23 protein-coding genes and 1 pseudogene are annotated in these 21552 nt (G+C 40.4%); 4 read left to right on the top strand and 20 right to left on the bottom strand.

Features of this window, described 5'->3' with window-relative positions:
- Window positions 1-8: 8 nt before the first annotated feature.
- Both ACO1XM_RS09290 and ACO1XM_RS09285 read right to left on the bottom strand, forming a co-directional pair.
- Window positions 9-1244, bottom strand: a complete 1236-nt coding sequence (locus ACO1XM_RS09290) for an MFS transporter (RefSeq protein WP_486228163.1) — start codon at window positions 1242-1244, stop codon at window positions 9-11.
- A gap of 1 nt (window position 1245) precedes the next feature.
- Window positions 1246-1785 (bottom strand): AAA family ATPase, encoded by a 540-nt coding sequence (locus ACO1XM_RS09285; protein WP_486228161.1) that lies wholly within the window; start codon window positions 1783-1785, stop codon window positions 1246-1248.
- A 67-nt stretch (window positions 1786-1852) separates the two neighbouring features.
- Between ACO1XM_RS09285 and ACO1XM_RS09280 the strand changes: the two genes are divergently transcribed.
- A complete protein-coding gene (locus ACO1XM_RS09280; RefSeq protein WP_486228160.1) occupies window positions 1853-3286 on the top strand; it encodes a flavin monoamine oxidase family protein in 1434 nt (477 codons plus the stop codon).
- Between the two features lie 8 nt (window positions 3287-3294).
- On the opposite strand, the gene ACO1XM_RS09275 is transcribed toward ACO1XM_RS09280, so the two are convergent.
- From ACO1XM_RS09275 to ACO1XM_RS09220, 12 genes and pseudogenes are all read right to left on the bottom strand, one after another.
- Window positions 3295-3708: a hypothetical protein gene (locus ACO1XM_RS09275; protein WP_486228158.1), complete on the bottom strand. Its 414-nt coding sequence runs from the start codon at window positions 3706-3708 to the stop codon at window positions 3295-3297.
- A gap of 87 nt (window positions 3709-3795) precedes the next feature.
- Window positions 3796-4434 (bottom strand): hypothetical protein, encoded by a 639-nt coding sequence (locus tag ACO1XM_RS09270; RefSeq protein WP_486228156.1) that lies wholly within the window; start codon window positions 4432-4434, stop codon window positions 3796-3798.
- A 60-nt stretch (window positions 4435-4494) separates the two neighbouring features.
- Entirely contained in the window at window positions 4495-5079 is a 585-nt protein-coding gene (locus tag ACO1XM_RS09265) for a rhodanese-like domain-containing protein (RefSeq protein ID WP_486228154.1), read from the bottom strand.
- 168 nt (window positions 5080-5247) lie between these two features.
- Complete coding sequence (locus tag ACO1XM_RS09260; RefSeq protein ID WP_486228151.1) at window positions 5248-6723, bottom strand: TolC family protein; 1476 nt, start codon at window positions 6721-6723, stop codon at window positions 5248-5250.
- A complete protein-coding gene (locus tag ACO1XM_RS09255; RefSeq protein ID WP_486228149.1) occupies window positions 6713-8014 on the bottom strand; it encodes an HlyD family secretion protein in 1302 nt (433 codons plus the stop codon). The genes ACO1XM_RS09260 and ACO1XM_RS09255 overlap by 11 nt, the downstream gene beginning before the upstream one ends.
- 4 nt (window positions 8015-8018) lie before the next feature.
- The gene (locus ACO1XM_RS09250) at window positions 8019-10196 is read right to left on the bottom strand and encodes a peptidase domain-containing ABC transporter (protein WP_486228148.1); all 2178 of its coding nucleotides are present in this window, start codon (window positions 10194-10196) and stop codon (window positions 8019-8021) included.
- 7 nt (window positions 10197-10203) lie between these two features.
- Window positions 10204-10878, bottom strand: coding sequence for a TetR/AcrR family transcriptional regulator (locus tag ACO1XM_RS09245; protein ID WP_486228146.1), 675 nt, complete (start codon window positions 10876-10878; stop codon window positions 10204-10206).
- An 88-nt stretch (window positions 10879-10966) separates the two neighbouring features.
- The gene (locus ACO1XM_RS09240; protein ID WP_486228144.1) at window positions 10967-12169 is read right to left on the bottom strand and encodes an NAD(P)-dependent oxidoreductase; all 1203 of its coding nucleotides are present in this window, start codon (window positions 12167-12169) and stop codon (window positions 10967-10969) included.
- Between the two features lie 90 nt (window positions 12170-12259).
- The gene (locus ACO1XM_RS09235) at window positions 12260-12478 is read right to left on the bottom strand and encodes a hypothetical protein (RefSeq protein WP_127123201.1); all 219 of its coding nucleotides are present in this window, start codon (window positions 12476-12478) and stop codon (window positions 12260-12262) included.
- A 4-nt stretch (window positions 12479-12482) separates the two neighbouring features.
- Window positions 12483-14018 carry a glutamate--tRNA ligase gene (gene gltX / locus ACO1XM_RS09230; RefSeq protein WP_486228142.1) on the bottom strand — a complete coding sequence of 512 codons (1536 nt, stop codon included), beginning with the start codon at window positions 14016-14018 and terminating at the stop codon, window positions 12483-12485.
- 43 nt (window positions 14019-14061) lie between these two features.
- On the bottom strand, window positions 14062-14535 hold the full coding sequence (locus ACO1XM_RS09225; RefSeq protein WP_486228140.1) for a hypothetical protein: 474 nt from the start codon (window positions 14533-14535) through the stop codon (window positions 14062-14064).
- Window positions 14532-14912 (bottom strand): annotated as a pseudogene (locus tag ACO1XM_RS09220) (Rid family detoxifying hydrolase). The gene ACO1XM_RS09225 and the pseudogene ACO1XM_RS09220 overlap by 4 nt, the downstream one beginning before the upstream one ends.
- Window positions 14913-14969: 57 nt before the next feature.
- Here ACO1XM_RS09220 and ACO1XM_RS09215 point away from each other — a divergent pair.
- Window positions 14970-15632: a 3-hydroxyacyl-CoA dehydrogenase family protein gene (locus ACO1XM_RS09215; RefSeq protein WP_486228138.1), complete on the top strand. Its 663-nt coding sequence runs from the start codon at window positions 14970-14972 to the stop codon at window positions 15630-15632.
- Window positions 15633-15781: 149 nt separating this feature from the next.
- Here ACO1XM_RS09215 and accD read toward each other — a convergent pair whose 3' ends face one another.
- The 3 genes from accD to rplS all read right to left on the bottom strand — a co-directional run bounded on the left by accD (window position 15782) and on the right by rplS (window position 18267).
- The gene (accD, locus tag ACO1XM_RS09210; protein WP_486228136.1) at window positions 15782-16621 is read right to left on the bottom strand and encodes an acetyl-CoA carboxylase, carboxyltransferase subunit beta; all 840 of its coding nucleotides are present in this window, start codon (window positions 16619-16621) and stop codon (window positions 15782-15784) included.
- Between the two features lie 66 nt (window positions 16622-16687).
- Window positions 16688-17758 carry a class I fructose-bisphosphate aldolase gene (locus tag ACO1XM_RS09205; RefSeq protein ID WP_486228134.1) on the bottom strand — a complete coding sequence of 357 codons (1071 nt, stop codon included), beginning with the start codon at window positions 17756-17758 and terminating at the stop codon, window positions 16688-16690.
- Window positions 17759-17913: 155 nt separating this feature from the next.
- Window positions 17914-18267: a 50S ribosomal protein L19 gene (gene rplS, locus ACO1XM_RS09200; protein ID WP_486228132.1), complete on the bottom strand. Its 354-nt coding sequence runs from the start codon at window positions 18265-18267 to the stop codon at window positions 17914-17916.
- A 135-nt stretch (window positions 18268-18402) separates the two neighbouring features.
- On the opposite strand from rplS, the gene ACO1XM_RS09195 reads away from it, so the two are divergent.
- Both ACO1XM_RS09195 and vapC read left to right on the top strand, forming a co-directional pair.
- Window positions 18403-18603 carry a type II toxin-antitoxin system VapB family antitoxin gene (locus ACO1XM_RS09195; protein WP_486228130.1) on the top strand — a complete coding sequence of 67 codons (201 nt, stop codon included), beginning with the start codon at window positions 18403-18405 and terminating at the stop codon, window positions 18601-18603.
- A 1-nt stretch (window position 18604) separates the two neighbouring features.
- Window positions 18605-19003: a type II toxin-antitoxin system VapC family toxin gene (gene vapC, locus ACO1XM_RS09190; protein ID WP_486228127.1), complete on the top strand. Its 399-nt coding sequence runs from the start codon at window positions 18605-18607 to the stop codon at window positions 19001-19003.
- Here vapC and trmD read toward each other — a convergent pair.
- The 3 genes from trmD to ACO1XM_RS09175 all read right to left on the bottom strand — a co-directional run bounded on the left by trmD (window position 18995) and on the right by ACO1XM_RS09175 (window position 21546).
- The gene (gene trmD, locus ACO1XM_RS09185) at window positions 18995-19669 is read right to left on the bottom strand and encodes a tRNA (guanosine(37)-N1)-methyltransferase TrmD (RefSeq protein ID WP_486228125.1); all 675 of its coding nucleotides are present in this window, start codon (window positions 19667-19669) and stop codon (window positions 18995-18997) included. The genes vapC and trmD overlap by 9 nt on opposite strands.
- A gap of 9 nt (window positions 19670-19678) precedes the next feature.
- Entirely contained in the window at window positions 19679-20743 is a 1065-nt protein-coding gene (locus tag ACO1XM_RS09180; RefSeq protein ID WP_486228123.1) for a glycosyltransferase family 9 protein, read from the bottom strand.
- 197 nt (window positions 20744-20940) lie between these two features.
- Entirely contained in the window at window positions 20941-21546 is a 606-nt protein-coding gene (locus ACO1XM_RS09175) for a DUF4254 domain-containing protein (protein WP_486228121.1), read from the bottom strand.
- Between the last annotated feature and the right edge of the window lie 6 nt (window positions 21547-21552).

Below are 21552 nucleotides of genomic sequence, written 5' to 3'. Positions count from 1 at the left end.
AGTCCACCCTAGTCCAATTTTTGTAGTTTCCGGAGACTCGGTGCTTTCCAGGCGGTTATGCCCACGGTTAGTAAAGTCATACACCCACCAAAGATGACGGAAGGCACCAGACCGATCAAACGGGCAGCAAGGCCAGACTCAAACATGCCAATTTCATTTGATGAACCAATAAAGATATTGTTTACGGCTGAAACACGTCCCTTCATATTCTCCGGAGTAAGCGTCTGTAACAGCGTGCTTCTGATGATAACACTCACACCATCAAAGCAGCCGCTAAGCATTAATATAGCAAGTGAAAACCAAAAACTGGTTGAGAGTGAAAAGGCAATCATACAGATGCCAAAGCCGGCTACGGACCACAATAGTTTTTTCCCCATATTACTATTGATGGGATGATGTGCAAAATAGAAAGCGACAAGCAAAGCACCTACCGGGGGCGCAGAACGCAATAGACCAAGAGCCTCAGCACCGGCATGTAATACTTCCTTGGCAAAGATGGGAAGCAGCGCCACAGCGCCACCAAATAATACAGCAAAAAGGTCGAGTGAAATGGCGCCTAAAATTATTTTGTTGCCAAAAACAAATTTTAAACCGGCTTGTATTTTCTCTTTAGTGCCTTGCTCGCTCGTGGCTGGTGGTAATGGTTTATATGAAACAAAAGCAATGAGCAACAGTGCTAAGCAAGTAAGGCTTACATCAACGATGTATGCAGTTTGTAATCCAAAAAAACCATAGACAAATCCACCCAAAGCAGGTCCGGCAATCAAGGCTGTTTGCCAGAAGCTGCTATTCCAGGTAATTGCATTTTTGAAAATTTCTCGGGGCACTAATTGTGGCATGTAGGCAAAGTTGGCTGGCGTTAAAAAACCGCGTGCGATGCCACTCAGAAAAATTACTGCATAGATGGGTATAACACCATATTGAATAGTGAGTGCATTGGCGTTTAAACTGAAAAGTAGGAGTGCGATTGAACAAAGAACCAGTATGGAAATGCAAATCAGTATGATTTTTTTGCGCTGCACCATGTCAGCTACGTGTCCGGCATATAAGGAAACAGCAATGGAGGGTAGGGCTTCCGCAAGACCAATCAAGCCAAGTGACAAAGGGTCGTGGGTGATGTCGTACACCTGCCAGCCAACAATTACGGCCTGCAGATTAATGGCCAGGGTTATAAAAAACCGGGCTGACACAAACAACCGGAAGTCTTTTACTTTTAAAGCTGCATAAGCATCATGTTTAGTCATGCTACATTTCTTTTATAGCGGCCATTGCTTTTTCAATGCGCGTTTCCTCATTACCTGAAAGTTGTATATATTTTACCTTCATGTCGGTTAGTGCCTTTTTATATAAACCGAAAAGCTCCTCACGTTGTTCAGGATTTTCTCTCTGAGGATCTTCCTCCCACGGCATGTCAATATCTGTTAAAAAATATAAATCGTAATTCCGATTCACAACATTCTCTGATATCCATGGATGGCAGGTGTTATATTTAAATTCACTCCATATTTTTATCACTAGGAGATTAGTATCACAGATCAGCCAATGATTGGCATTCTGTGCCAGGCTGTCTTCCAGATCTGCCTGCCCTTTTGCAATATCCAACAAATCTGTAATAACATAAGGTCTTCCGAGGGTTTCCAGATAAGTGCGGGCAAACTCGGGTACCCAGGTAGTTTTACAGATAGTGGCCAGTTGCGTGGCTAAAGAAGTCTTGCCGGTGCATTCCGGGCCTACGATCGCTATTCGCTTTAACTTTGTTACTTGAAGGGAATGATCGACATTCATGGAGCGAAAATGCTTGTAATTTCTTTAAAACTATAACGTTCTTTATCTTTCCATTAAATATTTACACGTGAATCGAAGATCAGCACTTAAACAACTTGGTTTTGGTATGTCAGCAGGACTTCTCCTGCCAAGTATGTTGTCTTCTTGTGTTAATAACGACCCAGGGCCGGAAATAAAGTATGATGGCGTGGTGGCTATTATTGGCGCAGGGGCGGCAGGGCTATTTGCTGCGGATATTTTAAGAAGCAAGGGTGTTAAGGTCAGGGTTTTTGAAGCGAATAATCGCGTGGGTGGCCGTATTTACTCTATTCGTGCCTTTAACACAGAGTTTAATGCTTTTCCACGACAAGATTTTCCCGTTGAGATTGGTGCAGAGCGAGTATTGGGTACTAATGGTGCCTGGGCGGAAGCAATTGATTTATTGCGTGTACCTACGCTTCCGTATCAAAGCCAATCTATAAAAAAATATATTATAGATGGTGCGTTGCGCAGTGAAGCTGAAGCAGTGTTGGATAGTGAATTTCTGGCAGCACAGAATTTCTATAACAATTTATCAAGTGCCTCAGGCAGCACAGTGCAAAGTGCCATCAGTGCCCAGGGCATCACCAGCCGGATGCAAACCATTCTTAATTCACAGATCGGTAATGCCTATGGCACTAGCAATGCAACGCTAGGTGCGGACGCTGTAGCAGAGGCACTTTCTAAGCGGGAAAGAAATGATGAAGAACTGATCATGCTTAACAATCCGATGCAGGATATATTAATTTCACGCTTTGCACAAACAGTAGATCTTGTTGAGTTAAATAGTAAAGTAACCAGAATTGATAATCAGGGTGAAACGATCGACTTAACAATTACCAACACACTAGATCAAAGTCAGGAGGTAGTAACTGTTAATAAAGTAATTGTAGCTGTTCCGATTTCTATTTTGAAAGGCGGAGATATTCAGTTTAATCCGGCATTACCTGCTGAAAAAACCACAGCCATGTCTAAGATAGGAATGGATGCCAGTTTAAGAATGGTACTCGATTTCAGACAAAATTTATGGGGCGATGACACTTCATTTATTCTAGGAGGAAGCGATGGCCCTCTTTACTTCAATGCTGGTGTTGGCAGAAGTGAGTTTAACAAAATCTTGTCAGTAACGATTAATGGACCAAAGGCTATTGAATTGGGAGCGTTAGGGAACAATGCCATTAATGAAGTAGTGCTTGAATTGGATGGTATTCTTGATAACAGGGCATCAGCAACGGTTAAGGATGCTTTTATCATTAAAGACTGGGCGGCCGATCAATTCATAAAAGGGGGTTACTCTTACCCCTTGCCTGGAGGAAGTGAAGCGGACAGGGTTGCTTTAGCTGAGGCAGTGAATGATAACTTGTTTTTTGCAGGTGAGGCAACTGACTTAATGGGCGATTGGGGAACAGTAAATGGAGCGTTGAATTCAGGCGAGCGTGTTGCCTTAGAGGTGATTGAAACAATAGTCAATCCTGTAGTTTAAAGGTCACATTAATCAAAAGGTAATAACTCCGGCTCCAGGTATTCGCCTTTGGCTTTCTCTGATTTAAAGATATCAGTTTTATAATGACTGAAGAGTAAATCCTTAAACTGATGCTTAAGCCTTGGATTTTCTTCTATAAACTCCTGGAAAGAATTTGTGTTTGATTTTAGCATAAAGTGATAGACTGCCCTAATTGCAGCAGTAGTTACTGTCTTATTAAATTTATCACCTGCCCCCAGTGCATTGACAAAATAAAACAACTGCTTATTGATGGTATCTATTGCTTTTTCCACACCCGATTGACGGATGTGAATCCAGGCCAATCGCAGGTGTGCTTCATGGGTAAAAAGTTTTGGGTCGAGTGTACACTGTGCAAATTGTGTTGAAAACGCAGTATCACTGAATTGAAAATGATGCTCCATAATCTAAGCTTTTGTTTTCCAAACGCATAACCTGTAAAAGGGTTGCGATTTACAAGTAGAAGACTTTATGGTACTTAGCGAACATCCTTATTTTTTACGAAGTTCAATGTAAGCCACCACAGGATTAATCTTTTTTGCCAGATCCGAATCGCTCATAATTTCCATATCACCTTCTATGTCTGGTATTCGATTTTTTTCAGGAACTCTTAAACTTACATATATTCCCTTTGCATGCCTTTCAGGATTAGTCCAGATCACCTGTCCTTCAAAATCCCATGAAAAGCCGTAGAAACTGAAGGGACCGTTATTGAGTTTTTCAAGCTCAGCCAGCGAGGTACCCAAACGAATGCCCTCAGTGGTTTTCCAATCTGAGACATATTTATGATTAGCTGAGCCGATGTGATAAACTTTATTCAAAGTTTCAAAGTTTTGAGCATCGGACCATAAAAATATGACTTCGTTTTTTTTGCCAGCCCATAAAACAGAAACCCACCATGATCCTTCTACTTCAGCACTGAATTCTTCAACTCTTGTTACATTAGATTTACCAAATGCTTTAATTAAATCTTCTTCAGAATCGAATGCAAAAAGATCGTCTAGTAGAAAGCTATCGCGCATTAATTCACTAGTAATAACGCTATCCTTACTTTTTTCTATTGTATTATCGAGGCTATCAGTTGGTGTTGGTTGCAGGCTGGATTTTTTGTCACTTTTTGTTGAGCACATTGTTAAAAATACGAACAGCACAGAAAGAAATAAGTATAGAAAGCATTGTCGCATAGCAAGTTATTTAACCGAAGATCCTTCAAATTGAATTCGCTTATCGTTAACGCTTACTAATTCATTTAGCTCATAAATATTGTGATAACCATAACCATATAGATTGATGTATGTAGGGATGTTAAGTGCTAACATAATTGGTTTTCTGTTGGACAGAATTTGTGTCTCCATATTTCTTATTGGATTTGCTACTTTGGAAGCAAAATCAATTTGATCTCCATCAAAGTTATTGTTACAATAAATTAATATGGTCGTGTTTGTATCCGGAATTAATTTTCCGAGATTCTCCTGTGTGTAGTCAGTAAAGTCTAAATGAACGGCTCCTTTCAAGTGTTTTCTTTCAAATCGATAATCAGAACGGCTATCCAGTACAATAACGTTTTCTTTTTTACTCATTGCTAAAAAAGTATTCAGATCAATCAAGCGTTCTTCTCTGTGCTTCTCGACTACTTCAACCAGGTTTTTAAAATCCTCAAAACTTACTAATGCTTTTGGATACACCTCTTTTGAATTCACACCATTTTCTATTATCTGCGAAAAGCAAAACTGAAATGAGCTGCATAGTACGCATATCAAAATTATTCTTTTCATAATAGTTGTTTTTATTCCCTAAATATAAAGATAGAATAAATCTATTGCCCTTTTATTGACTTAAAAGAACAATAGATGAACTACATAAAACATCTTCTGGAAATAATAGCGTTAAAGGATAAACAGAAAATTAGATTAAATAGCCTGTTTACAAACCGAGCTTATATTTTACTTCTCAAAACCGAGTTGACTTACTCCGGCTGACCAATAGAGCAATGCTTTACTTTTTTCGTATTCGCTCAGCATTTTTAAAAATTTGGCCTGCGCATTGATTAATTTTTCTTGCTGAATGTTTATTTTAAATAGGTCACTCTCACCATTTTCGAGATTCATAAATTCTGCCGCAAGCAAGCGCTCATAGTTTTCAACCATGAAAGAGAGTTGAGCAATCATACTGCCTGTAACATCTAAAGTGTTGTAGGCAGTTTCTATTTGATTGATTACATCCCGCTCTGCTAGACCTCGTTCGAATGTTGTAGACGAAATCTTAATCTTGGTCTGCGCCAATTTGGCTCTTTCTTTTCTTAGAAAAATTGGAAATGAAAAGTCGAGACCAAGTTTGTAGTTTTCTCCCACATTAAAAGAAGAATTCCATCTCGGGTCAAAAGGTTGATTTAAAAAGGTATAGCTTGCATCAAGCGTTGGTTTTAAAAATTCTACTGCCAGTTTTCTCTCAACTTCTAATTGGTCCAGTTTAACAGTTAATTTTTTTAACTCAGGATGGTTCGCCCTGGCTTGATTCTTTAATTCTTCCAGCGCACCTTTTGTTAAGCTCCAATTTTCGCCTGGTCTTACTGGTGCAAAGTTGAGCGAAAGTACCAATGGGTTACCAAGACTGTCCCATAAATAAGTGGAAAGCTGTATACCTGAATTTCTAAAATCAAGTAATGCCTCTTGTTGCTGTACTAAGCGTTCTTGTAATGTTATTTGTGCTTGTACGGTATCAATGGTTGCAGCTTCACCTTGCAATGCATTTATCTTTACCCTTCTGAATACTTCTTCAGCCAAACGCACGCCATTATTCTGTATTCTGTAATTGTAGTAAGCAAAATACCACTGCCAGTATTCTTTTGTTGCTTCTAATAACAATTTATTGATGAGCTTTACTTGCTCAGCCTCTGTCATGTCATTGAATAATTCGGCCTGACGAAGAGCCGCTCTTCGCTCATCGGTGATTAAACCACGGCCAAGCGGAATACTTAGGCCTGCATAAAATTGCTGAAAGTTAAACTCATCTGATATGTAATTTTCTGGATTGACATACTGTCCCTCATTGCGTTGTATACCTAACTTAGGGTCTACTGGAAAGATGGTTGGGAATTTGATTGACCCATCCAGTAAGTCGTAATACTCTGTATTGTTTAGATTTTTTTGTTGATATGACAGCTCTAGTTTAGGATCAAAATTGCCGCGGGCTAAACGTATTTCCTGCCTGGCCAGATCCGTTAGTAAATAGGTTTGTTTTGCTGTAGGATGGTTTTCTAAAATCAGATAGTAGAAATTCTCCAATGTGAAAGCCTTAACTGTATCGGGTAAAACAAAAAGAGAATCTTGCTGTGCCTGCACCGTAGTTGTGCAGAGCACAGCTAAAGTGAGTGACACAGTGCGCATTAAATTCAATAAAGCATTTTTACTACACCTCATCTTCAGTTTGCTTTTTCGTGGTATTATCTTTCTTCTCAATGACCTCGTCTAGCGGTTCTTCATATAAGCTTGGCGGGAAGCCGTTGAGCTGTCGCCATAATTCATACCAGACCGGCACATCATTGAGCATCACCCAGGCTTTAATGCCGGAACCCACCCGCAGCTGCTTAGGCCATTGTTCATCTTTATCATCAGGGAGCACAATCAGACGAAATTCTCCAGGCTTTGAACTTACATAGTCAATTACTTTTACTGTACCTCCAAAGGTACCCACAGACACACTGGGCCAGCCTGAAAATTGAAGTGCCGGCCAGCCATCAAATTGAATACGAACATTTCTTCCTTTTTCAACCAAGGGGACATCCATCGCTTTTACATAAAGCTCAACAGCGAGATCGGATACATCAGGCATAATGGTGCAAATCGGATCGCCTTCTTTTACGGTTTCGCCAATACCGGCCTGCAGTGTTTTAACAATAAATCCACTCTGAGGGGCGAGAATCTGGTAGCGTTCATTTCTGATCTGCATGTTAGCATACTCATTTCTTAATTTTGATATCTCCCCTTCAGTATCAAATAAATCAGCACGTGTTGAACTCAAATCTGATTCTGCTTTGCTGATTTTATCCAGGTACTCTGCTTCAACCCTGTCTAATTCAATTTGTGCATTCAGGTAATCGGATTGAGCACCTTGATATTTATATTCTATATCCTGAAACTTGGTAAGGGCAATATTACCTGCTTCAAAAAGTTTCTTGTTACGTTGATATTGATTTTCTGCATTTTGAAAACGAACTTTTTCAGCATCGCGTTTGGCTTTGCTCTGCTCAAGTTTGTTTGAAAGCGTTGAACGCAATGCCTGAATCTGTCTTTGAAGTGCCTTTGCTTTACTCTCTTTAGAATCCAAACTGCTCACCTTCGCATCGAGTTGCTCCTGAAGTCTTTGTAATAACTGTGGATCAAAATATTTTTCTTTCACTTCTCGTATGGTAATGATCGTATCACCTTTTACTACGAATTCACCTTCGCGTACATGCCAGGCCTGTATTTGTCCGGCAATAACAGACTCAATGGTTTGTGGGCGATTAGCAGGATTAAATGCAGTAACCTTGCCAGTACCTCTTACATTTTGTTGCCAAGGCAAAAACAAAATGATGAAACCAATAATACCTAACCCTGCCAGTATCTGGGCTAAGGTCTTTCCTGTGTTGGGAGTTTTTAACGCTCGTAATGAATACAAGCGGTCTTGCATAATAACTTTCTCAACTCTGTTTTTTGATAGATTCAGCATATACTTACTCTATATAATTTCCTAACAAACCCTGTTGCATTAACTCATCAAACTTTCCTTCACCTAACAAACTGCCTTCTCTTATCACAACAACACGATCGCAGGAAGCCATCACGAGTGGATCATTGGAGACAACAATGAATGTCCATTTATTTTCTTTGCTCACCAAGCGCTCTATTAACTGCACCTTATCAGATTTCTTCATAAAGTTGAAGTAATCATTTAATATGATCATCTCCGGTTTTTTGGCAATACAACGCGCCAGGATTAATCTTTGATTGACAGAGCTTGAAAAGCCCTTACCGCCACTGAGTATGTGCGTGTTGAGACCTTCGGGTAAGCTATTTACGAAATCACTCAACCCTACTTTTTCAATGGCATCAATAGCGTCTTCTATACCCTCCGTTGGTTTGCCCACAGTGATATTTTCCAGAAGGGTACCATCAAAAATATCGTCTAGTGAAATATTCTTGGCGATCTTATCGCGCAAGTGCGTTAAATCAAGATCGCGTATTGAATAGTTGTTGATGGTGACGATACCGGTAAACCCACCCTGAAGCCCAGCGATAATATTGGTGAGTGTAGTCTTGCCACTTCCGCCAGGGCCCGAAATGCAAACTCTTTCACCGGCTTCAATGGATAAATTCAATTTATTCAAACCATGATCCCCACTTGGATATTTGTAAATCACATCCTTTAAGTTGACAGCATAACCCTTTACTAATTTTTTGGGAAGATCAATACCACCAACTTTTTCTAACGGAAGATCTGTTACCGTAGCCACCTTATCAACAGCCGTTAATAAATCATACACTACATCCATGTAGGTAATAATTTTTTCAACTGAGTTCAAAATTAAAATGATGATGACTTCTGACGCCACAAATTGGCCTAGTGTAATTTGCCTGTCTACGACCAGAATTGTACCCATAATCAACAGACCACCTGTTACTGCTGCTTTAAACAGGATAATAAATGACAGTTGACTGATTAAAACATTAAAGTGGGTTTTTCTATATTTTAAATAGTTGTTTACGTTAATGTCTGTCCGCTTGATGGGCAGATCGGTATTTCCAGCCAGCTTAAATGAGTTAAGCGCTCTCGCCAATTCTTCTAACCACTGCGCTACTTTGTATTTATACTTCGATTCATTAATGGATGACTCCAGACCGCGAGGCCCTGTGAAATAAAAAATCATGACTAACACTGTAACCAGCACCATGCTGAAGAAAACGAAGAAGGGGTGATACAATGAAAGGAGTAGAAGACCAAAAAATATTTGGATGGCAGCAGATGATAAATCAATGAGCAACTTTGGAAGGCCTTTCTGAATGGTCATGATATCAAAGAAACGATTGACCAATTCAGGCGCATAATTACCCATGATGCTTTCAGTCTTAATACGCGGTATGCGATAAGCAAATTCAAGAGAGGCTTTAGCAAATAACCTTCTTTGTAAATACTCTACAAGACTAATCTGAACCAGTTGCAACCCTCCGGTAAGTAATACAGCTAAGATGAGTAAAGCGATTAATACATAAATAGAACTAAAAAATACACCACCCGATACTAATTCTATAGTAGTTTGAATACCCAAAGGCAAGACTAAACCCAAACCACCGACTACCAGTGCATAGAAGAAAATATAGTATATGTCTTTTCTTTCCGTTGAGAGTAGACGTAAGAATCTGCGCACAGGACTCATCTTTTCGCCAGACAAATCCTGATCGTAACCGTATTCACTTACTAAACCCCGGTATGGAACGACTACAAAAAATGTTATTTCTCCATCATTGTTTAAGAAAAGTCTGGAGGCATCATCCGTATTAAATTGAGTTTGCGTTGATTCTTCATTGCCGATGATGATTTGTGTAAGCTTCCTTTTTTGTTTACGGATAATCCAGGGCATCAAAGTATCACCACTGTCATCAAACACAATAACAGAGTCCTCTTCCTTAGTAATAAATTGCTTGAAGTCCTCAACAGGAAGACTGTATTCCAGTAGCATCAGCCGTACCTTGCTGCCAGCTTCAACTAGGTCTCTTTTAAATTCCTGGAAATCTACATCAGAATAGGTACGCTTGTTTGCTTCGGCAAAGCGCAAGTCCATTGGGTTGAAATCATGCTTCATCAACAAAGCAGACTCCCGAAGTATACGTACGAGTTGATCGTTATTTAACATATCCGACTTACTTTATTGAATTGAAAATGAGTGCTTCACAGAATTCATACAACTTTTGATAAGGCACCTGCTTTTCGCCTTTGATATCAGTCAGGGAAGGCAGGTGCTTTGCATAAAAAACCTGGTGGTTTGCCGACAACATCGTGGTGCTGATCAGGGTGTGGGGATGCGGATAGGCAGGATTTATTTTTTGTACCTCACAAGCCAGTTTGTTGCATACCGTTTTATATGGCAGGAATAATCCTTCCTTATTATCTACATCAACTTGCTTGGTTAAATAAGTTTTGTCGAATTCGGCCATCACAATTCTTTGAAGTGCCTGTTCGTCTACAAAACCAAAACTGGGGTCCATTTTTTTCTCCTCAACAATTATTTTTAAACCTGCGCGCAAGCGCTCTTCTGGTGTTGATAAGTTTTGCATAGCAAAATCCATTTTGTAATCTAGCCAGGTCCAATACCAGTCGATTAGGTAAACTAGTAAGCGGTGTTTGTTTTCGAAATAGCGGTACACCGAAGCCTCGGCTGAATCAATTTTTTCAGCCAGCTTTTTGAAGGTAAATTGTTCAAAACCGATTTCATCGATCAAGTTGATGCTGAAGCGAATGATGTTTTGCCCCAGCTCTGAGTTCTGGGGATCCCTTAAAAAGAGGTTTTCGTTTAAACGAAAGGATATAATAGCCATTGCTCGCAAATGATAGTAATACTATCAAAAACGAAAGTGATCATAAAATGTTTAGAAGTTTTACTTAAAAAACTTCAAAAAGCTGTTTTTAACCCTCTACGTAGCCTTTTAGGTAGTCAAAATAAGGGCTTAAGCTGCCATTTTGGGCAATAGTGGCTCTTTCAATAACACCCTCAGCGTCTTCTCCGAAAAGGGGCTTTAGGATTCTGTCAATGAGATCTCTGCCAAATTCTTCAGATGCACTGCGGGGTAGCTCGCAAGGTAGATTGTCTATCGCCATTACCGTAATGTGCTTGGTGTTACTTAAGGCTGGTTTTTCTGAATGCGTAAAGGGATCGTAATCATACAAGGGATCATCTATGCTGGTAGCACGCAAAGTACTAGGCACAGAACCATTAATGTCGCAAGTAATATCAGCAATGACCTGAATCTTAAAGGCAGTAGATTGCATGTCTTCTTTAGTAAAGAGTACCGGAGCTTTAGGATTCCAGTAGGCACCAGCCATCAGGATGTCGGCAACTTTTGTGTAAAGTAAAAAATGCGATTCGTAGCGTTCTGGATTTTTATGAAACTCATCACGAATGAAATGTCCACCCTCTTTTCTGGTGTGATAATCGCCACTGCCTAATTGCACATAAACAGGCTCATCAAATTGTTTTGTTAAAAAATCATGTGGATTTACTTTACGAATGCCCGCAGTATCCAATGTTTCCATAGAGCCCTTACCCACACGGCCGCCACCTGTTAAAATTATTTTAACGGGTGGTAGTTTTACTTTGCGCAATTCAAGCTTTAAATCGTTAATGTCAAAGCACTCGTGCGCTCTGCGCATTGTAAAAAGATTAGTGCGTTTACCGTAAGTCCACAAGCCATTGTAGGCACCCACAATACCGGCAAATCTCCCAAAGGCGACCAAACGATTTCCCAGGCGATCGCGCAATACCTCGTAATCAATGAGCCTGATTTTTTTTTGAAGAATGGCCTGCAGTAATTTTTTATTATAGGGTTGTTTCTTAATGGTATGTGAAAAAAAGAGATATGTTTTATTGGCAATTAATTTATCGACAGGTACTTCTTTAATACCCATTAATACATCGCAATTGCTCATGTCATCAGCCAACTCAACACCAACTTTAGCATATTCGTCATCCTGATAGCAACGAATAGGACTACGCTCGCAAATAACTTTAACTGTTGGGAACAGATCGCCAATTTCTTCGGCCTGCTTCGGAGTAAAAGGAACGCGTTTATCAGGAGGATTTTTACCTTCGCGAATGATGCCTAGTTTCATGAATTGCTATTAAAAATAAAATTCATCTTAAGAATTCGGTCATCAGATCTTTTCACCTTGTATTAGTAAGTGAAAAGTATTGATCCGAAACTATTTTTTCTTTTTGGTTTTGGGCTTTTTTATCTCCTCGTAATCATCCCGCTCCGCTAGTTTCTTATCATCAACATTTTTATCCAGAAAGGCATTCAGCTTCTCAATGTCGAGACTAGAATTAATTTCTCCGAAGGAATTGATAGACATTTCAAAGCCTTCAAGTTCTTTGTGAACCTTGGGCTTTTTTTTCGATGACGACTTTTCTGACTTAGCCATAGGCCTAAGCTACTTTAACTTTTAATGTTTGCAAAGCAAAATCGAGACGTTTTACAACTTCCTCCTTGCCTACAATCTCCATCACCATCATTAAATCAGGCCCTGCACCTGCACCTGTAATGCTTAAACGGAGTGCCTGAAGAATTTTACCGGTACCAATGCTCAGTGCAGCAGTTACGCTTTCCAGTGTTGTTTTGGCAATAGTGGCATCAAAAGAAGGTAAAGCAGCAATACTATCGCGATACGCAGTAAGTACGGTAACGGCTTCGTTATTCCATTTTTTGTCGGCTACACCTTGATCGAACTGTGTAGGAGTAAAGAACAGAAACTTACCATGTTCCCAAATATCTTTAGGAAAGGTGATGCGTTCTTTCATGATGGAACAAATCTTGATGGCTGTCTCTAAAGAACAAGTTACATTTTCCTTCTTAAGGAGAGTGAGTAAATACTCAGCCAAATCTTCATTGCTTTTGGCTTTTAAATATTGCTGGTTAAACCACTGCGCTTTTTGTATATCAAAACGAGCACCAGCTTTACCAATACGTTCAATGGAGAATGCCTGAATCAGTTCTTCCATTGAAAATATTTCCTGTGTTGTACCCGGATTCCAACCTAAAAAAGCAAGGAAGTTCACCAAGGCATCGGGCAGGTAACCCGACTCTCTGTAGCCTGGTGCTTTTTCATTTGTGTTTGGATCTATCCAGTCAAGTGGGAAAATTGGAAAACCCATTTGATCAGCATCGCGCTTGGAAAGTTTTCCATCGCCACTTGGCTTCAGCAGTAAGGGCAAGTGGGCAAACTGTGGCATGGCTTCTTCCCAACCTAAAAACTTATATAAGAGTACATGCAAGGGCGCTGATGGCAACCATTCTTCACCCCGTATTACATGTGAGATTTCCATTAAATAATCATCGACAACATTTGCCAAATGATAAGTAGGCATGCCATCAGATTTCATCAATACTTTGTCATCAATCTGTGATGAGTGCACCATCACCCAACCCCTGATCAAATCGTTTAGTCTTACCTCTTCTTTACGCGGTACTTTTAAACGGATCACGTAAGGCGTCCCCTGATCCATCAAGGCTTTCACTTCTTCTTCAGTAAGCGTGAGTGAGTTGCGCATTTGCATGCGGGTAATGCTGTTGTACTGTTGCTGATCTACTCCTGCAGCTTTTAGGCGTTCGCGCATTTGCTCCAGCTCTTCTTCTGTATCGAAGGCATAGTAGGCATGACCGTTGTCGATGAGTTGCTTGGCGTATTTAGCATAAATATCTTTTCGCTCCGATTGACGATAGGGTGCATGAGGTCCGCCTACCCCCACACCTTCATCTATTTTTATCCCAACCCATTCTAATGATTTAACAATGTATTCTTCTGCACCAGGTACATAGCGTGTCTGGTCAGTATCTTCAATTCTTAATATCATGGTGCCGCCCTGCTGGCGAGCCAGTAAAAAATTATAAAGGGCTGTGCGAACACCTCCGATATGGAGTGCTCCTGTGGGACTGGGTGCAAAACGTACTCTAACTGCTTTCATCGCTAAAAAATAGGACTGCAAAGTTAAAGCTTTTAAAGCTTAATCAGGCCAATAATTTGAAAAGTGCAGTGCGCATTGGCTTTAGCTGCTGCTTAAAATTGGCCCAGGCGATCAAATGAAAAAGCAGCATAATCCCTAGTGCAACCAGGATCGGCCAATAGTTCGTTTTTACGAAGCTCATGACTGTACCAGCGATGAGTAAAAAAAATGACCAAAAGATGAGTAAGGCCCTTGTTAAGACAAAGAGCTTGAAATTCAGAAAAACAATACTACCACTGGCAGCACCTTCAATTTTGCCATACATCATGGGTGTGAAGGCAAGCAAACGCATGTTGCGCAGTGCCAATTGAAAATTGCCATTGTGCACAAAGCCGTAGAAAACTTTGTCGCTGGCAATTTTATATTCCTGATCCCAAACAACAGTATTGGCTGTGCTTTTAGTTAAGCGCGCATTGATCTCATCCATCTCCAGACTGGTTACTATGGTTTCAGAAGAAGAGGGCAGGAGATTTATCACTTCACAGCTATACAGGAAATTTCGATATTCACATCTTTTGGCAAGCGGCTTACTTCTACCGTCTCACGTGCTGGTGGTGCTGTTGTAAAACGTTTTCCATAGATTTCGTTCACCTTAAAAAGGTCGTTAAAATCTTTTAAAAAGATGGTACACTTTACTACATGACTAAAATCCATGTCGGCAGCCTTTAATACATCAACAATATTTTACAACACTTGTTCGGTTTCTACTTCAATGGAATTGGTAATAAGTTTACCTGTTGATTTTTGTATAGCAATTTGTCCGCTTACAAAAAGCATATTTCCGGCTTGTATTGCCTGGCTATAAGGACCAATCGGTTCGGGTGCAGTAGAAGAATAAACAACAGTTTTAGACATACAAATTAATTTAGCATTTTCGTGGTCTAAATATCTGCAAACTATCCGACTTTTCGAATGAACCTCATTGTAATTGGCACCGAACAGAACTTAACTGAGTGCAAGGCCAAATTTGGCGATAATCATACATATTCAGGGGCCGATACTTACAGAGAGGCAGGAAGGCTTATAGAGACAAATACAGTTATTTTCGATTTTTTGATTGATGAGATTCCCACAGAGATAAGCTTCTATGAGGATTTAAACATTGTGGCTTTTCTAAACACAGCTAAGCGTTCCTTGCTCGATTTAACGTACGGTCTACTGAAAAGCCCCAAAGCAACGCTATTCGGATTTAACGGTTTGCCCACTTTTCTGAATAGATCTTTATTAGAGGTTGCTGTATTGCATGTTGATGATAAAAGTGTTTTAGAAAAAACCTGCCAAGAATTAAACACTGCCTTTACACTGGTGGAGGATCGCGCAGGCTTAGTGACACCACGCATTATCTGCATGATTATTAACGAAGCTTATTTCACCGTACAGGAAGGCACTGCCACCCGCGAGGATATTGATATGGCGATGAAGCTGGGAACCAATTATCCTTACGGACCTTTTGAATGGTGTAAAAGAATAGGCATCAAAAACGTGTATGAGTTGCTTGAAGCGGTGTATGAAGACACAAAAGACGAGCGCTATAAAATTTGCCCGTTGTTGAAGAGGGAATATCTGCAACAATAAAAAAACCGGAGCGATGCTCCGGTTTTTATGGTTACCTTAAATTCTAGTCTCAATAAATTGCTTCCTCACCCCATCACACATTCAACGATTCGTTCATCGCAAAAATAAGATTATTTTGTTTGAAGTATTTTGAGATGGCTTCTGTTTTTTTACTGAAGCATTTTCAATAAAGTTGTCAGTCTGCTTTTGATGCTTCTTCTGTCAACAATAAAATCAAGGAAGCCGTGATCCAGTACAAACTCTGCACTTTGGAATCCTTTTGGCAAATCTTTTCCGATTGTTTCGCGAATAACACGTGGCCCCGCAAATCCGATCAGTGCTCCTGGTTCCGCTATGTTGAAATCGCCTAACATGGCGTAGGAAGCAGTAACACCACCCGTTGTCGGGTCTGTCATCAAAGATATGTAAGGCACTTTTGCCTGATCGAGTTGAGCGATTTTAGCAGAAGTTTTTGCCATTTGCATCAATGATAAACCAGCTTCCATCATACGCGCACCACCGGAGCGTGAAATCATCAGGAATGGTTTTTTGTGTTTTAAGCTGTGATCCATAGCACGGGCAATTTTTTCACCTACTACAGAACCCATAGAGCCTCCAATAAAAGCAAAGTCCATACAGGCTACCACAATATCCAGTCCGTTCATTTTACCATAGGCAGAACGGCAAGCATCTTTTAACTCAGTTTTAGCCTGCGTTTCTTTAATGCGTTTTGGATACGCTTTAGTATCAACAAACTTCAATGGATCACCGGATTCCATATTCGGATCTAATTCGGTGAACTCATTGTTGTCGAAGAGTACTTCAAAATATTCTGCAGAACCGATGCGCACATGGTAATCCTCTTCAGGCACTACGTAAGCATTGTTTTTTAATTCACGGGTGTGAACAATTTTACCGGCAGGTGATTTGAACCAAAGTCCATCAGGCACTTCGCGTTTCGCTTCTGTCGGAGTAAGAATTCCTTTGTCGCTACGTTTAAACCAAGCCATAATTTGATTTGATGATTTGATAATTTGAAAATTAGCCGATGCTTATGCTCCGGCTAATTTTAAGATTTAGGCTAAGTCAACAGACTTATCCAGATACACATCCTGAATAGCATTCAGAATTTCGATACCATCTTTTAACGGTTTTTGGAAAGCCTTACGACCAGAGATTAAGCCCATACCTCCCGCACGCTTATTGATAACGGCTGTACGTACAGCATCTGCCAAATCGCTTGCACCTTTCGACTCACCACCTGAGTTGATAAGCCCCGCACGGCCCATGAAGCAGTTAGCTACCTGGTAGCGGCATAAATCAATAGGGTGTTCTGAAGTAAGGTCAGTATAAATTTTTTCATCGAGCTTACCGTAGCTGCTTCCACCTGTGTTCAAGGCTTTGTAACCACCGTTGTTCTCGGCTAATTTTTGCTTAATAATATCCGCCTGAATAGTTACACCCAGGTGGTTGGCCTGCCCAGTTAAGTCAGCCGATACGTGGTAATCAACACCATCTTTTTTGAAGGCACTATTACGTGTATAGCACCAAAGAATGGTAGCCATACCTAATTGGTGAGCACGTTCGAAAGCTTTGGCAACCTCTACGATTTGTCTGGTAGCATCGGCAGAACCAAAATAAATGGTAGCACCCACAGCCATGGCACCTAAGTTCCAGGCATCGTCTACTGAACCGAACATAATTTGTTCAGCCTTATTGGGGTAAGTAAGTAATTCGTTGTGGTTAATTTTTACAATGAATGGAATTCTGTGTGCGTATTTGCGCGACATCATGCCCAATACGCCAAAAGTAGTAGCCACACCGTTGCAACCGCCTTCAATGGCAAGTTTTACAATGTTTTCGGGATCGAAGTAAGCAGGATTTTTAGCGAAAGAAGCACCAGCGCTGTGCTCAATACCCTGATCTATAGGAAGAATTGAAACGAAACCAGTGCCACCTAAGCGACCTGTGTCCATCAACTGCTGTAAGCTGCGAAGTACTTGCGGACTTCTGTTGCTCTGGGTAAACACCTGGTCCACAAAATTCGGGTTGGGCGTGTGAAGTTGATCTTTAGAAATGGTTTTGCTTTTGTGGCCGAGCAGATATTCTGCGTCTTTGCCAAGAAGTTCTGAAATGTTTCTTGCCATGATTTTAGTTTCTGAAAGGTGACAAAGTTATCAATTATTCGATAAGACGGATGGTGATTTGCCGGTAATTGCAACAACCGTTTGCAATGTTGATGAATGGTCAGTAAACAAAAAAATCCGCCTTTTGAGCGGATTTTAAAGTTTTTATAGAAAGATTATAATTTCTCTTTGATACGAGCAGACTTACCTTGACGACCTTTCAGGTAGTTCAACTTGGCTCTGCGCACTTTACCAAACTTTACAACTTCAATCTTGTCGATAGTAGGAGCGGTAATAGGGAACACACGCTCAACACCAACACCGTTAGAAATTTTACGTACTGTAAAAGTTTCTCCGTTGCTGTTTGTGCCTCTGCGCTGCATAACAACGCCTTGGAACTGCTGAATACGCTCCTTGTTACCTTCTTTTATTTTCACGTGAACGTTCACGGTATCGCCTGCTTTGAAAGACGGCATAGACTCACGAACCTTCGCGAATTCCTGCTCTACAAGTTTGATAAGATCTGCCATAACTCGATGGTGTTTTGAAAATGGACTGCAAATGTAGGGAAAGAATCGGGATTTCGATTCGAAGACACCAAAAAATGTCATCAAATTTATGCTTTGTGTACGAATTTTGTATTTTCGTGTGTATAGAGAATTAAAATGAGGACAAATATTGACATTGACGATGATTTACTGGCCAATGTGATGGAAAGAAGCGAGGCCAAAACCAAGAAGGAAGCAGTAGAAATGGCGCTTCAACTGTTCAGACGTATGCTTGCCCAACGCGATTTGCTTGAGTTGAGGGGTAAGGTGAAATGGAATGGTGACCTGGATGAATTAAGAAACACGAACACTAAATAATATGCTGCCCATTTTAGTGGATTCGTCAGTTTGGATAGCATTTTTCAATAATCTGGAGAGCCGAGAAACAGCATTACTGACTGACTTGATGACCGAAGAAAATACCATAAGCACCTGTCCGCTCATTTTTCAGGAAGTGCTGAATGGTATTGCAGACGACAAGAATTTTGAACGGATCAAAAAGAATTTGGAAACTTTTGATTTGTTGTATGCAGAGCCATTTACTGCGGCTATAGAGGCTGCCAATATTTACAGGTTACTAAGAAAGAACGGAGTGCCTATTCGTAAATCGAATGATTGTCTTATCGCGTATTATGCGCTGTTTAATAATGCCTATATACTTCATCAGGATCGCGACTTCGAGCACATCGCGAATTACTTTCCACTGAAATTACTCTAATAAGCCAGGTCTTCTTTTTCGGGTTCGTTCAATTGCCTGTTCCTGTTTCCAAGTGTTAATTTTTGCTTCGTGCCCGGACAAAAGTACATCCGGAACATTCCAACCCTTGTAGGTTGCTGGTCTGGAGTAGACAGGAGGCGCTACCAATCCATCCTGAAAGGAATCACTTAAGGCAGAGGTTTCATCATTGAGCACACCGGGTAAAAGTCTGATGACGGAATCGGCTACGACTGCGGCTGCCAACTCACCCCCTGAAAGCACATAATCGCCAATGCTGATCTCACGCGTGATTAAATGCTCGCGCACTCTTTCATCAACACCTTTGTAATGCCCACACAACAAAATCAAATTCTCTTTCAGGCTTAATTCATTACTCACTTTTTGGGTAAGCAATTCTCCATCCGGACTCATGTAAATGATGTCGTCATATTGACGCTTACTTTTTAAATCACTAATGCAGCGATCAACTGGTTCAATCATCAACACCATACCTGCGCCACCACCATAGGCGTAATCATCAACTGACTTATGCTTATCAGTCGCGTAGTTGCGCAGATCAATGATATCCACCGTTACCAAACCCTTTTGCTGCGCACGCTTTAGGATGGAGTCGTTAAAAGGACTTTCGATCAGTTTGGGTAGACAAGTGATGATATCAATGTGCATGAGATTAATTTAAAATTTAAAATTTAAAATCTCTGTAATTCTATTGCTTACAAGTTGAGGTGTGATGCGCGTCATACAGGCAAAGTCACCTCGTGCACAAGTTTCCTTTCCATACACTGAGCAAGGGCGGCAAGTCAATTCTTCACGATTTATCTGGATAATGAAATTTTCGTCACGTTGAAAAGGGCCAAAGCCAACATCAGGGTGTGTACCTCCCCAAATAGATAAAATCGGGGTTCCTGCTAAAGTCGCGAAGTGCATGTTGGAAGAATCTACACAAAGCATCAAATCAAGCTTTTGCATCAGAGCAATTTCTTTATTGAGTTTAAGCACACCCGCTACTATTGTGACTTGACTTGGAAACTCATTTTTCAAGGTATTGAAAAAATCAATTTCTTTTGGCCCGCCACCAAAGAGGAAGAAGCGGCAGTTTTTTTGCTCGAGTATGAGTCGAAATAATTGAGCATAATTTTCAACTGGCCAGATTTTGGAACGGTGCATGGCGAAGGGTGCTACACCAATCCAGGGTTCGCTTTTTGTCAAATCTTCCGCTTGCAGCCACTGTGCTACTTCATTTCTGACATCAGGTTCGCTAATCAAATGCGGGCCATGCAAAAGTGAAAAGTGGAAACCAGCTTTTTTAAAAGCATCACTGTAACGTTCAACAGTATGCGGTAAAGGTTTTGTTATCTTGTTTTCAGTTCGTGTAAATTTCTTTTTATCGCTTCTGCCTTTATCGAAAACAAGTGTTGGTGTGCCTGCTAAGAAAAACAGCGTACGTAAAAATTTTGTCCGTAGGTGATCATGCTCGTCAATCACCAAATCGAATTTCTCTGTCTTTAGTTTTTTGAACAAACGCCATAATCCACCAAAGCCTTTGAATTCTTTATCAACATCAGCAGCAATTACTTTTACATTAGATAAATGGTGGAAGAAAGAAGTAAACTTTGGTCTTGTAACTACACTGATTTGCAGCTCAGGATATTCGGCCAACACCGAGCGTAGCACAGGTACTATCAGCACCACATCGCCCATGGCCGAGAACCGAAGTATCAATATTTTTTTTGGAAGCATCTTCTCTAAAAATCTTACCCTTGGTCTGTGTCCCTACAGACCATATTTGTCTCTTTATTTCTTATATAGCCAATACCAAATACCTTGGTTCTTGTCTTCGCAAACTACATTTTATTCAAATTTTCGATCTGCGGGGACACAGACCGAGGAGGACCTAATCAATGTCTTTACAATTTCAAATTTCAAATTTGAAATTTCTATTTTTTCTGATAAAGCATAGGGTTCAATGAAGCATCATTGTACATCTTCATCTGCCTGTAAACTTTAAATCTACGATTACCACTTCCGATATCCTCCATCAGCTCATCAAAAGCCAATTGCATATCTGTTTTTTGCTCCATTAAAATATTCAGCTTTAACTGACATTTAGTGATATGCTCTGCACTGGCATCCTTACGTTCCGTCTGCTCCTGCATGTGGTATATCTTCAACATGAGAATACTCATGCGGTCTAATAGCCAGGCAGGTGTCTCAGAGTTAATGCGTGTACCTGCTTTGGGCGTTACATTTTTAAATGCTTCCAGAAAAAAGTCATCGATTTGTTCCACACGATCCGTGCGGTCCTGATTGCTCTTATCAATCCTCCTTTTAATAGCCAGGGCTTCTGTTGGATTAATGTCTGGCAAACGAATAATGTCTTCCAAATGCCATTGTACAGTATCAATCCAGTTTTTGTGATAGAGTAAGGCTTCAAAAGAATTTGCCGGATATGGATTTTCAATAGGTGTATCTACATGATCCTTCTTATGGTAATCGTCAATACTTTTATTGAAGATGGTGTAACACTGGTTGGCACTTAGCATAAAAAA

Source organism: Chryseotalea sp., assembly GCF_057350905.1.
The sequence above is the reverse complement of the archived record's forward strand: the minus strand, read 5'-3'. Positions and strand labels throughout refer to the sequence as shown.

Coding starts and splice junctions, on each gene's coding strand:
- ACO1XM_RS09290 (WP_486228163.1), bottom strand. CDS start 1,244: ATGACTAAACATGATGCTTATGCAGCTTTAAAAGTAAAAGACTTCCGG.
- ACO1XM_RS09285 (WP_486228161.1), bottom strand. CDS start 1,785: ATGAATGTCGATCATTCCCTTCAAGTAACAAAGTTAAAGCGAATAGCG.
- ACO1XM_RS09275 (WP_486228158.1), bottom strand. CDS start 3,708: ATGGAGCATCATTTTCAATTCAGTGATACTGCGTTTTCAACACAATTT.
- ACO1XM_RS09270 (WP_486228156.1), bottom strand. CDS start 4,434: ATGTGCTCAACAAAAAGTGACAAAAAATCCAGCCTGCAACCAACACCA.
- ACO1XM_RS09265 (WP_486228154.1), bottom strand. CDS start 5,079: ATGAAAAGAATAATTTTGATATGCGTACTATGCAGCTCATTTCAGTTT.
- ACO1XM_RS09260 (WP_486228151.1), bottom strand. CDS start 6,723: ATGAGGTGTAGTAAAAATGCTTTATTGAATTTAATGCGCACTGTGTCA.
- ACO1XM_RS09255 (WP_486228149.1), bottom strand. CDS start 8,014: ATGCTGAATCTATCAAAAAACAGAGTTGAGAAAGTTATTATGCAAGAC.
- ACO1XM_RS09250 (WP_486228148.1), bottom strand. CDS start 10,196: ATGTTAAATAACGATCAACTCGTACGTATACTTCGGGAGTCTGCTTTG.
- ACO1XM_RS09245 (WP_486228146.1), bottom strand. CDS start 10,878: ATGGCTATTATATCCTTTCGTTTAAACGAAAACCTCTTTTTAAGGGAT.
- ACO1XM_RS09240 (WP_486228144.1), bottom strand. CDS start 12,169: ATGAAACTAGGCATCATTCGCGAAGGTAAAAATCCTCCTGATAAACGC.
- ACO1XM_RS09235 (WP_127123201.1), bottom strand. CDS start 12,478: ATGGCTAAGTCAGAAAAGTCGTCATCGAAAAAAAAGCCCAAGGTTCAC.
- gltX (WP_486228142.1), bottom strand. CDS start 14,018: ATGAAAGCAGTTAGAGTACGTTTTGCACCCAGTCCCACAGGAGCACTC.
- ACO1XM_RS09215 (WP_486228138.1), top strand. CDS start 14,970: ATGAACCTCATTGTAATTGGCACCGAACAGAACTTAACTGAGTGCAAG.
- accD (WP_486228136.1), bottom strand. CDS start 16,621: ATGGCTTGGTTTAAACGTAGCGACAAAGGAATTCTTACTCCGACAGAA.
- ACO1XM_RS09205 (WP_486228134.1), bottom strand. CDS start 17,758: ATGGCAAGAAACATTTCAGAACTTCTTGGCAAAGACGCAGAATATCTG.
- rplS (WP_486228132.1), bottom strand. CDS start 18,267: ATGGCAGATCTTATCAAACTTGTAGAGCAGGAATTCGCGAAGGTTCGT.
- ACO1XM_RS09195 (WP_486228130.1), top strand. CDS start 18,403: ATGAGGACAAATATTGACATTGACGATGATTTACTGGCCAATGTGATG.
- vapC (WP_486228127.1), top strand. CDS start 18,605: ATGCTGCCCATTTTAGTGGATTCGTCAGTTTGGATAGCATTTTTCAAT.
- trmD (WP_486228125.1), bottom strand. CDS start 19,669: ATGCACATTGATATCATCACTTGTCTACCCAAACTGATCGAAAGTCCT.
- ACO1XM_RS09180 (WP_486228123.1), bottom strand. CDS start 20,743: ATGCTTCCAAAAAAAATATTGATACTTCGGTTCTCGGCCATGGGCGAT.
- ACO1XM_RS09175 (WP_486228121.1), bottom strand. CDS start 21,546: ATGCTAAGTGCCAACCAGTGTTACACCATCTTCAATAAAAGTATTGAC.